Source organism: Allobosea sp. 05T438 (assembly GCF_056396025.1).
Genome location: NZ_JBFTKQ010000006.1, coordinates 240,444 through 253,979 on the forward strand (window position 1 = coordinate 240,444; position 13,536 = coordinate 253,979).

A 13,536-nucleotide genomic window follows, 5' to 3' on the forward strand; every position below is an offset into this window, starting at 1 on the left:
GGGTGCCGATTGCTCCCGGCGGGTATGGCGTGGCACATCTTCGCGCCGTGCTGGTCGGGGGACGGGACGAGTGGCGATGGATACGCGTGTGTTCGACAAGTCGAGACTGCCGAGCCGCCATGTGAGCGTTGGCCCGGCCAAGGCCCCGCACCGCTCCTATTATTATGCGATGGGCATGACCGTGAAGCAGATCGCGCAGCCCTTCGTCGGCGTCGCCTCCTGCTGGAACGAGGCGGCCCCCTGCAACATCTCGCTGATGCGTCAGGCCCAGGCCGTGAAGAAGGGCGTGGCTTCCGCCAGCGGCACGCCGCGCGAGTTCTGCACCATCACCGTCACCGACGGCATCGCCATGGGTCACCAGGGCATGAAGTCGTCGCTCGCCTCGCGCGAGGTCATCGCGGACTCGGTCGAGCTGACCATGCGCGGCCATTGCTACGACGCGCTTGTTGGCCTTGCCGGCTGCGACAAGTCTCTGCCTGGCATGATGATGGCGATGGTCCGCCTGAACGTGCCGTCGATCTTCATCTATGGCGGCTCGATCCTGCCCGGCACCTTCAAGGGCCGCCCCGTCACGGTGCAGGACGTCTTCGAGGCCGTCGGCAAGCATTCGGTCGGCGCGATGTCCGACGAGGACCTGCAGGAGCTCGAGGAGGCAGCCTGCCCCTCGGCCGGCTCCTGCGGCGCCCAGTTCACCGCCAACACCATGGCGACCGTCGCCGAGGCGATCGGCCTGGCGCTGCCCTATAGTTGCGGCGCTCCGGCGCCCTACGACGTCCGCGACGCCTTCTGCTACACCGCCGGCGAGATGGTGATGGAGCTGATCGCGCGGAACATCCGCCCGCGCGACATCGTCACCCGCAAGGCGCTGGAGAACGCCGCGATGGTTGTTGCCGCCACCGGCGGCTCGACCAACGGCGCGCTGCACCTGCCGGCGATCGCGCATGAATGCGGCATCGACTTCGATCTCTTCGAGGTCGCCGAGATCTTCAAGAAGACGCCCTACATCGCAGACCTGAAGCCCGCCGGGAAATACGTCGCCAAGGACATGTTCGAGGTCGGCGGCATCCCGCTGGTGATGAAGAGCCTGCTCGATGCCGGCTATCTCCACGGCGACTGTATGACCGTCACAGGCCGTACCATTGCCGAGAACATGGCCTCGGTGAAGTGGAACGACCAGCAGGACGTCGTCTACCGCGCCGACAAGCCGATCACCGTGACCGGCGGCGTCGTCGGCCTGCAGGGCAACCTCGCTCCCGAAGGCGCCATCGTGAAGATCGCCGGCATGCCTGAAGACAAGCTGGTCTTCACCGGCCCGGCCCGCTGCTTCGACTGCGAGGAGGACGCTTTCAAGGCCGTCACCGAGCGCAGCTACAAGGAAGGCGACGTCCTCGTCATCCGCTACGAGGGGCCGAAGGGCGGCCCTGGCATGCGCGAGATGCTGGCGACAACAGCCGCCCTCTACGGCCAGGGCATGGGCGACAAGGTCGCGCTCATCACCGACGGCCGTTTCTCCGGAGCGACCCGTGGGTTCTGCGTCGGCCATGTCGGTCCGGAGGCCGCCGTCGGTGGCCCGATCGGCCTGATCCGCGATGGCGATATCGTCGAATTGGACGCCATCACAGGAAAGCTCGCAGTCCGCCTTTCTGATGCCGAACTTGAAGAGCGTCGTAAGGGCTGGAAACCGAGGAAAACCGACTACAACTCCGGGGCGCTGTGGAAATACGCCCAGACGGTTGGCTCCGCCAAAGGCGGCGCAGTCACCCACCCAGGAGGGGCGGCCGAAACCCATTGCTATGCGGATATCTAGCTCGACCATAGCATGCCTGTTCCTGTTCCTGGGTGGCCAGCAGGCCGCCTGGGCTCAGGACTTTGCAGGCGGAAAGCCGGTGCCGCCGCGCTCGATTCCGGGCGCCGCACTGCCGGAGCCGGGCGATTCCGTGTCTGGCGTTCCCGGAGCCGCGGTCGTCGCTCCCGCCCCTGATACGCCGACGGCGCATACGGCACTGCCGCTCGTGCCCTTCAGCAGCGCGCGCGATGCGTTGCGGGCCTGGATGCGCGATTCCTCCGCCGGCGACAAAGTCGGCGCCGTTCGCGCGCTCGAATACGCCGCCTCGCAGGGGCACCTCACCGCGCAGTACAAGCTGGGCCGCATGTATGCCGGAGGCGAGGGCGTTCCGACCAATGACCTCAAGGCCTTCGAGTATTTCTCGAAGATCGCGGACGAGAATGCCGACGCCATTCCGGGCACGGCCGAGGGCCGCATCGTCGGCAGCGCCTTCGTCGCGCTGGGCGGTTATTTCACCGACGGGATCAAGGGCAGCTATGTAAAGCCCAACCCCGACCGGGCCTTCGACATGTTCCACTACGCCGCCTCCTATTTCGGCGACCCGGACGGCCAGTACAACCTCGCCCGTCTCTACATGACCGGCCAGGGCACCGGCCGTGATCCGCGCCAGGCGGCACGCTGGATGAAGCTCGCCGCAGAGAAGGGACATGCGCCGGCGCGTGCCGCTTTCGGCGAGATGCTGCTGCGCGGCGGCGAGGGCGTGCCGCGTCAGCCTGTGCTCGGCCTGATGTGGCTTGCAATGGCCCGCGAGGGTGCCGATCCGGCGCGCGAATCCTGGATCATCGAGCGTCACGCTGCCGCCTTCGCCGCAGCTTCCGCTGCCGATCGCTCGGCAGCGCTGGCCCTCGTGGAACGCCAGCAAATGGCGAGCTCGCGCAACAGCGGCAACAGCAACAACGGCCAGAACTGAGCGCATCGCCGTCATTCTCGGGCGTAGCGAAGCGCAGACCCGAGAATCTCACGACGAGAAGGCACTGGTTTCCGAGATGCTCAGGTGAGGCCCGAGCATGACGGCCTTCTGCTGCCCTCAGTGCAGCTCCACCAACACCGGCACATGGTCTGACGGCTTCTCCCAGCCGCGGACATGCTTGGCGATCCTCACTCCTGCGAGCCTGTCCGCCGCTTGTGGCGAGAGCAGCAGATGGTCGATGCGGATGCCGTTGTTCCGCTGCCAGGCGCCGGCCTGATAATCCCAGAAGGTGTAGAGCCCGCCTGCATCGGTCGCGCTGCGCACGGCCTCGGTCAGCCCAAGGTTGAGGAGGCCCCGGAAGGCCGCGCGCGTCTGCGGCAGGAACAGCGCGTCGCTGACCCAGGCAGCCGGGTCACGGGCATCGCGCGGCTCGGGAATCACATTGTAGTCGCCGGCGAGCACCAGCGGCTCCTCCTGCTCGAGCAGCATCCGGGCATGGGCCGTCAGCCGCTGCATCCAGCCGAGCTTGTAGGGATATTTCTCGGTGTTGGGCGGGTTGCCGTTCGGCAGGTAGATCGAGGCGACGCGCACCACGCCGTCGCCGAAGGGCAGCACGCCTTCGAGATAGCGCGCCTGCTCGTCGCCATCATCGCCGGGCAGGCCGCGCCGGACATCCTCCAGGCGGGAGCGGCTGAGAATCGCGACGCCGTTGAAGGTCTTCTGGCCGTGGGTCTCGACCTGCCAGCCGGCCGCCTCGATCTCGGCGCGCGGGAAATCGGCATCCACGCATTTGATCTCCTGCAGGCAGAGCGCGTCGGGCTCGGCCTCCTTCAGGAAATCCAGCAGATGGCCGAGACGCTGGCGGACCGAATTGACGTTCCAGGTGGCGATACGCACGAGACGCTCCGAGTTAGGCAGGGCGCAGGATAAGCGGGATCGCCGCCGTCATGGCAAGCCGCTTTCGGCCGCAAACGAAAACTCCCCGCATTGCTGCGGGGAGTGATCATCCGCGACCGGATTGTCGGCCCCTGTCAGGGGCAGGCACGGACCACGCCGCCCTTGGCGATATAGGTGCCGGTTTCCGGGTTGTAGGACCTGAAGCGACGCGAGCAGTAAGCCACGGCATCGACATCCTCGATGCTGTAGCCATAGGCAGGCGCGGGCGCGCCATAGACCGGCGCCGGAGCGGGATAGGCATAAACCGGGGGCGGGGGAGGAGCGGCAAGCGCGCCGGCCGCCAGAGCCCCGCCGATGACGCCAGCCGCGATGCCGGCACCGACCGCCGGGCCTCGGTTGTAGCGGTAATACCCGGGGCCGTAATAGCCGTAGGGGCGCCACTGCACGCTTTGCAGCAGGCCCGCCTCGGCCTTGGCGGATACGACGGCCGCGGTGGCGGGAGCCAGCGGCGCTGCCGAAGCGGGGGCGGCAAGGGCGGCGCAACCGGCGATGGCGGTGGCGACGACAAGCGTCCTGATCATGACGAAACTCCTCTGCTGTCCTGTGCGAGTGGAACTCGGCATGTTCCCCCGGTCGGACTCAACTCTAGCGATCTGTCGATCCGGCGCAAAGACTAGCGTGCAATCTCGGCGCAAATTGGTCGTCGCAACATTGTGGCTGTTGGGTGCCAGAGCATCATTTTGCGGGTTGCATCGATGCGTTTTCATCGCCATCTAGCGCCTCACCGCACAAAAAGCTCATCATTCGAAGGATCAGGACCCGACCATGGCCTCTACCGGCAGCCCGCCTTTCCGACCCGACGCGCCTCGCGCGATGAAGCCGCTGCCGGCGCTCATCTTCAGCTCCCGCTGGCTGCAACTGCCGCTCTATATCGGCCTCATCGTGGCGCAGTGCGTCTATGTCTTCCTCTTCCTCAAGGAGCTCTGGCATCTCGTCGCCCATGCCTTCGATTTCAGCGAGCAGCAGATCATGCTGGTCGTTCTCGGGCTGATCGACGTGGTCATGATCTCGAATCTGCTGATCATGGTCATCGTTGGCGGCTACGAGACCTTCGTCTCCCGGCTGCGCCTCGAAGGCCATCCCGATCAGCCGGAATGGCTGAGCCACGTGAATGCGAGCATTCTGAAGATCAAGCTGGCGATGGCGATCATCGGCATCTCGTCGATCCATCTGCTCAGGACCTTCATCGAGGCCGGCAACATCGGCATCGCGGGCAGGACCGCGAACTACACCGAGACGGGCGTCCTGCTGCAGACGCTGATCCACGTCGTCTTCATCCTGTCCGCCATCGGCATCGCCTGGGTCGACCGGATGACTGTGGCGAACGGCAAGGGGCATTAGCGACCTGCCGAGAGCAGCGTCGTCATTCTCGGGCGCCGCATGGCGGCGACCCGAGAATCTCAGGACGAGAAGGCGCTGGTTTCCGTCATGCTCGGGTCAAGCCCGAGCATGACGCGGCTGCCGAGACCCGCTACTGCCCGCGTCCGGTCCGGGCGGCGAAGCGGATCGCTTCCTCGGCGGCGCGGAACAAGGCCTTCGCCTTGTTGATGCACTCCTCCTGCTCGGAGGCAGGGTTCGAATCGTAGACGATGCCGGCGCCGGCCTGGACATGCATGCGCCCATCCTTGACGACGGCCGTGCGCAGCACGATGCAGGTGTCCATCTCGCCATTGGCGCCGAAATAGCCGATGCAGCCGCCATAGGCCCCGCGCGCGTCGTGCTCCAGCTCGTCGATGATCTCCATCGCCCGCACCTTCGGCGCGCCGGAGACCGTGCCGGCCGGGAAGCCGGCGATCAGCGCCGAGAGCGCATCGTGCCTGGGGTCGATCGCCCCCTCGACATTCGAGACGATGTGCATCACCTGGCTGTAGCGCTCGATGAAGAAGGAATCGGTCACCTTGACCGTGCCGATCTGCGCGACGCGGCCGACATCGTTGCGACCGAGATCGAGCAGCATGAGATGCTCGGCGCGCTCCTTCGGATCGGCCAGCAATTCCTCGGCCAGTGCCTCGTCCTCGGCCTCCGTGGCGCCGCGGCGGCGCGTGCCGGCGATCGGGCGGATGGTGACGGTGTCGTCGCGCAGCCTGACCAGGATCTCCGGGCTCGAGCAAACGATCTGGAAATCGCTGAAGTCGAGATAGCACAGGAAGGGGGCCGGGTTGATCCGCCGCAACGCGCGATAGAGCGCGAAGGGCGGCAGCGCGAACGGCGCCTCGAAGCGCTGCGACAGCACGACCTGGAAGATGTCGCCGGCGCGGATATACTCCTTCGCCTTGGCGACCATCTCAAAATACTCGGCCTCACTCGTGTTCGAGGTCGTCGCCGGCTCCGGCAGGTTGGCGATGTCGATGTCGGCCTCGACGGGCAGGGCGCCTTCGAGGGCCAGGACAACCGCCTCCAGCCGCTCCTGCGCCCGCTCATAGGCGTGGCGCGCGCCGACGCCCGGCATGTGCCGGACCGGCGTCACGACATGGATCTCGTCGCGCACCGAATCGAACACCACCATCAGCGTCGGCCGGGTCAGGATGGCGTCGGGAACGCCCGTGCCCGTATCCTTGGCTTCCGGCAGGCGCTCCATCAGCCGGACCATGTCGTAACCGAGATAGCCGAAGACTCCGGCCGCCATCGGCGGCAGGTCTTCAGCGTCCGGAATGGCGCTCTCATCGAGGAGCGCACGCAGGCTCTCGAATGCCGGACGCGGATCGATGAGGAAGCTGTCACCCAGCGCGGTCCGGCAGAGCGAGGCTTTGCCCCTATGGCAGCGCCAGATCAGGTCCGGCTCCAACCCGATCATCGAATAGCGACCGCGCACGGCGCCGCCTTCCACCGATTCGAGCAGGAAGGCCGGGCCGGAGGTGGAATGACGCAGCTTCAGAAAGGCGGCGACCGGTGTTTCGCAGTCGCCCACCAGAACCTGCCGCAGGAGTTGCGGCGCGCCCGTCTCGTAGATCTGCGCGAAGCGCTCGAACTCCAGAAGGGGCTGCATCGTCAATTCTGCGCTCCGCCCGTGGCATTGCGGAAGGCAGCCTCGTTGATGCTGACACCCAGCTCAGCCTGACGCTTGGCGACGTATTGCAGCAGGATGTCCTCGCTGACGCTCGACGAGAGCGCCCGCTCGAAATTTGTAGCTTCCTGCGTGGTGCGGACGTAGGGCGGAACGGTCGCCGAATCGACCTTGAACAGGATGCGCCCGCCATCCGCGCCGGCCGCCGAGCCGCTTTTGCCGGCGGCAGTGCCGAAGATCTGGCTGACGACAGCGGCCGGCAACTCCGGGCGCTGGTCCTGACGGCCGATATCGGCGGCGGTCTCGATGGTGAGCCCGGCCGAAGCGGCAACCGTGTCGAAGCTCTCGCCCTTGTCGAGCCGCTCGATCAGCTCACGCGCCTTTGCCGCGAGCTTGGCCGCCGTCTCGTCGGCGCGCCATTGCTTCTCGACCTCGGCCTTGACCTCGTCGAAGCCGCGCTCGCGCGCCGGGTCGATCTTGGTGACGTCGAACCAGACATAGCCCGTTTCGCGCGGCAGGCGGATCGCCTCGTTGTCGACGCCGATATCGGAGCGGAAGATCGCCTGCAGCGTCGCGTCGCCGCCCGGCAATGCCTCCTCCTTCGAGCCGTCGGGCCGGCCGAGCGTGGCGTTCAGCGGGCCGGCGCTGCGCAGCTTCAGGTTGAACTCCTTGGCGATCTCGGCGAGCGGCTTGGCGGCGGCGCGCTGGTCCTCGATCTTGTCGTGCAGCTCGGTGATGTGCCCGGCCGCGCGGCTGGTCGCGATCTCCTGCTTCAGCTCGGCAGCGACCTCCTCGAAGGGGCGCACATGCGCAGTGTCGACCTTCGTCACGCGCAGCAGCACAGTGCCGAAGGCGCTGTTGACCGGCGCGCTGACGCCTTCCTGCTCGAGGGCGAAGGCGGCCTCGCGCACGGCGGCGTCGAAGACCTGATCGCGCGTGAAGGTGCCGAGCGTCAGGTCGTTGAAGGCGACGTTCCGCTCGGTCGCGATCTCGTCGAAAGTCTCGCCGCCGTCGATCTTGGCCTTGGCAGCCTGGGCTTCCTCGACATTCGGGAAGGCGATCTGCTGGATGGTGCGGGTCTCGGCCGTGGTGAAGCGCTGGGCCTTGACCGCCTCGTAGCGTGCCTTGGCCTCCTCATCCGTGACCTTGGCCGGGTCGGCGATCGTGTCGGCCGAGATCGCGAGGATGTCGGCCGTGCGGTATTCCGGCGCGCGGAAGGCGATCTTGCGGTCGTTGAAGAAGGTCTTGAGCTGGTCCTCGGTCGGCGCAGCGATCTCGCCGGCAGCGCTCGCCGGCATCCGAGCGAAGGTGACCGCGCGCTTCTCGTTGCGCAGGCGGCTGCCAAGCTCCTGCAGGGCAAGCGGGGCGGTGAGGCCACCGGCCAGCATCTCGGAGAGCTGCTGGCGCAGGATGGTCGAGCGCTGAAGCGCAACATAGGTCTGTTCGGTATAGCCGTTCGAGCGCAGCAGCTCGTTGAAGCGCGCCGAAGAGAACTGGCCGGCAGCGTCGCGGAAGACCGGATCGTCGAAGATCAGGTTGCGGATCGTGTCATCCGAGACGGCGAGCCGCATGCTCTGCGCCGTCTGATCCAGCGTCGCCTCGGTCAGCAGACGGGAGAGCACCTGCCGGTCGAGGCCGAGCGCGCGCGCCATCTCGGGCGAGATCTGGCGGCGCTGCTGGCGGATCAGGTTCTGCAGATCGTTCTGATAGGCCTGGCGCATCTGCTCGAGGCCGATCTCGGTCTTGCCGACCTTCGCCACCTCGTTCCGGCCATAGCCGCGGAAGATGTCGCCGACGCCCCAGATCGCGAAGGCGAGGATCAGGACGCCGAACATGACGCTGACGACGAGCTTGCCGAGAAAACCCTGACTCGCCTTGCGGATGCCCTGCATCATCATGGAAGCTGTCTTTCCCTGTTCCTGTTCGCCGCGCGGGATCGTGGCCGTGCGCGTGTCTGTTTCGGCGCTGCTTATAGGAACCGACGGCGAAAGCCGCAATCGTCCCGGCTGTTTCCTGTCGCGAGGTCGCATGCGATTGCGGCGGCGGGCGGGCGTTGCTAGAGCGCAGGGACTGAATTTTCGGAGGAAAGACGTGACGCGCAGCATCAGGCCGCTGGTAGCCGGCAACTGGAAGATGAACGGCCTGAAGGCCGATCTCGCCATCGCAGCCGAAGTCGCGAAGGGCTACGACGCGGCGCTGAAGCAGGCCGTCGATATCGCCATCTGCCCGCCCGCCACCCTGCTGTTCACGACTTCGGCAACCCTGATCGGCGCGCGCATCGCCACCGGCGGGCAGGATTGCAGCATGCAGGGCTCCGGCGCCTTCACGGGTGAGCTTTCGGCTGCGATGCTGGCCGATGCCGGCGCGAGCTTCTGCATCGTCGGCCATTCCGAGCGCCGCACGCTCCATGGCGAGAGCAATGCGACGGTCAAGGCCAAGGCCGAGGCGGCTCAGAAGGCGCTGCTGGTGCCGATCGTCTGTGTCGGCGAGACCAAGGACGAACGCGAGGCCGGCAAGGCGCTCGCCATCGTCAAGAAGCAGCTGCGCGGCTCGATTCCGGAGGGATCGACGGCGGCCACGCTCGTGGTCGCCTATGAGCCGGTCTGGGCCATCGGCACCGGCCTGACGCCGACTGCCGCCGACGTCGCCGAGGTGCATGCTGCCATCCGCACCGAGCTTGGCCGCCTCATCGGCAAGGCCGCGGCGGCCGGCGTGCGGCTGCTCTATGGCGGCTCGGTCAAGCCTTCCAACGCGGCGGAGCTGATGAACGTCGCCCATGTCGATGGCGCGCTCGTCGGCGGGGCGAGTCTCAAGGCCGAAGAATTCCTGGCGATCGCGCGCGCCTGCAACGGCTGAGCCGGAACAGGGCGCAGGGCTGATCGGCGGTCACTGAGGGGTGGCGCTGTCGGCGCACGCATGTTATGTGCGCCGCCGAATTCGCCTCGACCTTTCGAGGAGGAGCGGGTGGCCCTTGCCGGCAGCCCGCGCCATATCCATTTCGTGAGACCATGCAGAACGTTCTCATCGTCATCCACCTGATCATCGTCGTCGCGCTCGTCGGCGTCGTGCTGCTGCAGCGCTCGGAGGGTGGCGGCCTCGGCATGGGCAGCGGCGGTGGCGGCGTCGGCGGCTTCATGACCGGCCGCGGCCAGGCCAATGCGCTGACCCGCGCAACGGCGATCCTCGCGGCTCTCTTCTTCCTGACCTCGATCGTGCTGGCGGTGATGGCCAATCGCGGCCGCGTCCAGCGCTCGATCATCGACGGCGCTCCGGCGACGACCGCGCCTGCGACCCCTGGCGCGCCTGCCGCTCCGAGCGCCCCGAATGCCGGCGTGCTCGACCAGCTCCGCCAGATGCAGAACCAAAGCCAGGGCGGCGCACAGCCGCCGACGCCGCCAGCGGCGCCGCAACAGTAAGCAGGGCAGGGCCGGGAAACCGGCCCTTCTCTTTTGAGTTGAGAGGGGCCGGGCGACCGGCCTTCTCTTTTGTGGACAAGCGCTCAGGGCAGGTCGGGACTGCACTGAAGGCGCTTAGCGAATCGAACCCGTGGCGATAGAGGTGAACTCCCATGACGCGGTATGTTTTCATCACCGGCGGCGTGGTGTCCTCGCTTGGCAAAGGCCTGGCGGCGGCGGCTCTCGCAGCCCTTCTGCAGGCTCGTGGCTATAAGGTCCGCCTGCGCAAGCTCGACCCCTACCTCAATGTCGATCCGGGCACGATGAGCCCGTATCAGCACGGCGAAGTCTTCGTCACCGACGACGGCGCCGAGACTGATCTCGATCTCGGTCACTACGAGCGTTTCACCGGCCGGCCCTGTAACCGGGGCGACAACATCACCACCGGCCGCATCTACATGGACATCCTGACCAAGGAGCGGCGCGGCGACTATCTCGGCGCGACGATCCAGGTCGTCCCGCATGTCACCAACGCCATCAAGGAATTCGTGCTCACCGGCAACGAGGGCTACGACTTCACGCTGGTCGAGATCGGCGGCACGGTCGGCGACATCGAGAGCCTGCCCTTCCTCGAATCGATCCGTCAGATCAGCCAGCAGCTGCCGCGCGGCCAGTGCATCTTCACGCATCTGACGCTGCTGCCCTATATCCCGACGGCCGGCGAGCTGAAGACCAAGCCGACCCAGCATTCGGTCGCCGAGCTGCGTTCAATCGGCATCCAGCCCGACATCCTGCTCTGCCGCACGGACCGCGAGATTCCGCGCGAGGAGCGCCGCAAGCTCGCCCTGTTCTGCAACGTCCGCGAGACGGCCGTGATCGAGGCCCGCGACGTCGCATCGATCTACGACGTGCCGCTCTCCTATCACGCGGAGGGGCTCGACAATGAGGTGCTCGCCGCCTTCGGCCTCGACGCCTCGACCGAGCCGGACGTCTCGAATTGGAAGCGCATCTCCGAGCGCGTGAAGAACCCCGAGGGCGAGGTCACCATCGCCGTCGTCGGCAAGTACACCGGCATGAAGGACGCCTATAAGTCCCTCATCGAGGCGCTGACGCATGGCGGCATCGCCAACAACGTCAAGGTGAACCTCGACTGGATCGAATCCGAGGTCTTCGAGAAGGAGGACCCCGCGCCCTTCCTCGAGCATGTCCACGGCATCCTCGTGCCGGGCGGCTTCGGCCATCGCGGCGCCGAGGGCAAGATCAAGGCGGCGACCTTCGCCCGGCAGCGCAAGGTGCCGTATTTCGGCATCTGCTTCGGCATGCAGATGGCGGTGATCGAGGCGGCGCGCTCGCTCGCCGGCATCGAAGGCGCCAACTCGACCGAGTTCGGACCGACCACGGAGCCGGTCGTCGGCCTGATGACCGAGTGGATGCGCGGCAACGACCTGGAGCAGCGCGCATCCGGCGGCGATCTCGGCGGCACGATGCGGCTCGGCGCCTACGATTCGAAGCTGGCGGCTGGCTCCAAGATCGCGGATATCTACGGCTCGACCGAGATCTCCGAGCGGCATCGCCACCGCTACGAGGTCAATATGGGCTATCGCGAGCGGCTGGAGGCGAAGGGCATGCGCTTCGCCGGGCTGTCGCCGGACGGTCTGCTGCCCGAGACGGTCGAGTATCCCGACCATCCCTGGTTCATCGGCGTGCAGTACCATCCCGAGCTGAAGTCCCGCCCCTTCGAGCCGCACCCGCTTTTCGCGAGCTTCATAGAGGCGGCGAAGGCCCAGAGCCGGCTGGTCTGATCTGGATCACGCCGCACCTTGATGGAAACCCGGTCATCCCGGCTGGAGCGACGCGCAGAGCCGGGATGGCCGCATTTTCCTGATGGAAATCGCAGGCGCTAGCGATCGAGCTGTACCGCCACCCAAGGGTGACGGTGCTGCTCGAAGACGGCCTTTTGCGGGGCCGGGAATTCGGGATCGGCAAAGGCTCCGACCGCGACCGCGATCATCTCCGGCCTGCGAGACGGTTCCCAGAAGACCGTGCTGCCGCAGACCGGGCAGAAATGATGCAGGACGCGAAAGCCGCTGTCGGCGGGCCGGTCGTAATCGCTATATGTTCCCGAAATGACGATGGCACCCCGTGCAAAAAAGGCCGCGACGCCATAAGGACTGCCTGTTCGCATCTGGCACGCCCGGCAGTGGCAGAGCACGACGATGGCCGGTTCTCCCCGGCACGCGACGCGCAGCTGGCCGCAACTGCAGCGGGCTTCCCTGATCGTCATACGCTTCATCCTCGCCTCGAATGACGTCGACACACTTTTTTGGATATATTTGTGGCGCGCCACTACCATAAATGTATAATGATGCATCAGCACCCGGGGGCGCGGTCAGCATGACGGTCTCGATGGCAGGGCTGCTCGCCTTTCTTCTTTATTTCGTCGTCGGCGCGGCGCTGATTGCCGCCTTCGCCGCGCTCTATCTGCACATGACCCCGCATGATGAGATAGTCTTGATCCGGGATGGCAACCTCTCGGCGGCGGTCGCGCTCGGCGGCAATGTCGTCGGTTTTTCGCTACCGCTGGAGCAGGCGATCGCTCAGGCGAGCAGCATTCCAGACTGCATCCTCTGGGCGGTCGCGGCGATGCTCATCCAGTTCGCAGCCTATGGTGTCGCGCGCCTCTTGATCCCGGAATTGTCTCGGAAGATCGAGCAGGACAGCCTGCCTTCGGCCGTGATGCTCGCAGTGATCGCCGTCGTGTCGGGAACGCTGGCCGCGGCCAGCATGACGGAATGAGGCAGCCATGAAGCGCTCGTCCCAAATCGGACTCGCTGCCGCCGGCGTCCTCCTCGTCGCCACAGTCTGGTCGATGACGGGGGACGAGAGCGACGAAGACCTCGTATACAACAGCTTGAGCGACTGCCGGGCTGCCGGACAGCTCAGCGCCGGACAATGCGAGACCGCATTCTCGGAAGCGACTGCCGCGCGCCTGAACGACGCGCCGAAGTTCCGCACCCAGAACGAATGCGAGGCGCAATACGGCGCCAATGGCTGCAGCTCGGCCAGCGCAGGCGGAGCGCAGTATTTCATCCCCGCGCTGGCCGGATTCATGCTCGCGCGTGGCTTCGCCGGTACGCAGGCACAGCCGCTGCTGCCACCCACCACGGCAGCCTGCCCACCCGGCTCGCCCCAGCCGGAATGCCAGCAGGCGCGCAGTGGCGGCTCATCATCAGGCTCGTCAGGCGGGACCGGCGGCTCGTCCAGCAGCAGTCGGTCGCGGGCCTATTCGACGACGAACGGGCGCGGCGTCACCGCAGCCTTTGCCGCAGGCGCGCGGGGCGGCAGCGTCGCGACGACGAGCGTCTCGTCGCGGGGCGGCTTCGGCTCGACCGCGCGCTCCTATTCCTCGCATTCCTCGTCCTGA

13 protein-coding genes are annotated in these 13,536 nt (G+C 66.5%); 8 read left to right on the forward strand and 5 right to left on the reverse strand.

Going from position 1 to position 13,536, the window contains the following annotated elements; translation table 11 throughout:
- The first annotated feature begins 76 nt into the window (after positions 1–76).
- Complete coding sequence (gene ilvD, locus AC1DIN_RS15345; RefSeq protein WP_476810392.1) at positions 77–1,807, forward strand: dihydroxy-acid dehydratase; 1,731 nt, start codon at positions 77–79, stop codon at positions 1,805–1,807.
- On the forward strand, positions 1,794–2,756 hold the full coding sequence (locus AC1DIN_RS15350) for a tetratricopeptide repeat protein (RefSeq protein WP_441471039.1): 963 nt from the start codon (positions 1,794–1,796) through the stop codon (positions 2,754–2,756). Before ilvD ends, AC1DIN_RS15350 begins: the two co-directional genes overlap by 14 nt.
- Positions 2,757–2,873: 117 nt before the next feature.
- Here the strand turns inward: AC1DIN_RS15350 and xth are convergent, their stop codons facing one another.
- The gene (gene xth / locus AC1DIN_RS15355; RefSeq protein WP_476810393.1) at positions 2,874–3,653 is read right to left on the reverse strand and encodes an exodeoxyribonuclease III; all 780 of its coding nucleotides are present in this window, start codon (positions 3,651–3,653) and stop codon (positions 2,874–2,876) included.
- 134 nt (positions 3,654–3,787) lie between these two features.
- A complete protein-coding gene (locus tag AC1DIN_RS15360; protein WP_441471041.1) occupies positions 3,788–4,234 on the reverse strand; it encodes a BA14K family protein in 447 nt (148 codons plus the stop codon).
- A gap of 244 nt (positions 4,235–4,478) precedes the next feature.
- On the opposite strand from AC1DIN_RS15360, the gene AC1DIN_RS15365 reads away from it, so the two are divergent.
- Positions 4,479–5,054 carry a TIGR00645 family protein gene (locus AC1DIN_RS15365; RefSeq protein ID WP_476810394.1) on the forward strand — a complete coding sequence of 192 codons (576 nt, stop codon included), beginning with the start codon at positions 4,479–4,481 and terminating at the stop codon, positions 5,052–5,054.
- 130 nt (positions 5,055–5,184) lie between these two features.
- Here AC1DIN_RS15365 and trpE read toward each other — a convergent pair whose 3' ends face one another.
- Entirely contained in the window at positions 5,185–6,699 is a 1,515-nt protein-coding gene (gene trpE, locus AC1DIN_RS15370; protein WP_476810428.1) for an anthranilate synthase component I, read from the reverse strand.
- A gap of 2 nt (positions 6,700–6,701) precedes the next feature.
- Positions 6,702–8,615, reverse strand: coding sequence for a peptidylprolyl isomerase (locus tag AC1DIN_RS15375; protein WP_476810395.1), 1,914 nt, complete (start codon positions 8,613–8,615; stop codon positions 6,702–6,704).
- 193 nt (positions 8,616–8,808) lie between these two features.
- Between AC1DIN_RS15375 and tpiA the strand changes: the two genes are divergently transcribed.
- The 3 genes from tpiA to AC1DIN_RS15390 all read left to right on the forward strand — a co-directional run bounded on the left by tpiA (position 8,809) and on the right by AC1DIN_RS15390 (position 11,914).
- Positions 8,809–9,573 (forward strand): triose-phosphate isomerase, encoded by a 765-nt coding sequence (gene tpiA / locus AC1DIN_RS15380; protein WP_476810396.1) that lies wholly within the window; start codon positions 8,809–8,811, stop codon positions 9,571–9,573.
- Between the two features lie 152 nt (positions 9,574–9,725).
- Positions 9,726–10,133, forward strand: coding sequence for a preprotein translocase subunit SecG (gene secG / locus AC1DIN_RS15385; protein WP_441471045.1), 408 nt, complete (start codon positions 9,726–9,728; stop codon positions 10,131–10,133).
- A 152-nt stretch (positions 10,134–10,285) separates the two neighbouring features.
- The gene (locus AC1DIN_RS15390) at positions 10,286–11,914 is read left to right on the forward strand and encodes a CTP synthase (protein WP_476767047.1); all 1,629 of its coding nucleotides are present in this window, start codon (positions 10,286–10,288) and stop codon (positions 11,912–11,914) included.
- A 98-nt stretch (positions 11,915–12,012) separates the two neighbouring features.
- Here AC1DIN_RS15390 and AC1DIN_RS15395 read toward each other — a convergent pair whose 3' ends face one another.
- Positions 12,013–12,405 (reverse strand): GFA family protein, encoded by a 393-nt coding sequence (locus tag AC1DIN_RS15395; protein WP_476810397.1) that lies wholly within the window; start codon positions 12,403–12,405, stop codon positions 12,013–12,015.
- A gap of 101 nt (positions 12,406–12,506) precedes the next feature.
- On the opposite strand from AC1DIN_RS15395, the gene AC1DIN_RS15400 reads away from it, so the two are divergent.
- Together AC1DIN_RS15400 and AC1DIN_RS15405 are read left to right on the forward strand one after the other, a co-directional pair.
- Positions 12,507–12,908, forward strand: a complete 402-nt coding sequence (locus tag AC1DIN_RS15400; protein WP_476810398.1) for a DUF350 domain-containing protein — start codon at positions 12,507–12,509, stop codon at positions 12,906–12,908.
- A 7-nt stretch (positions 12,909–12,915) separates the two neighbouring features.
- Complete coding sequence (locus AC1DIN_RS15405) at positions 12,916–13,536, forward strand: DUF1190 domain-containing protein (RefSeq protein WP_476810399.1); 621 nt, start codon at positions 12,916–12,918, stop codon at positions 13,534–13,536.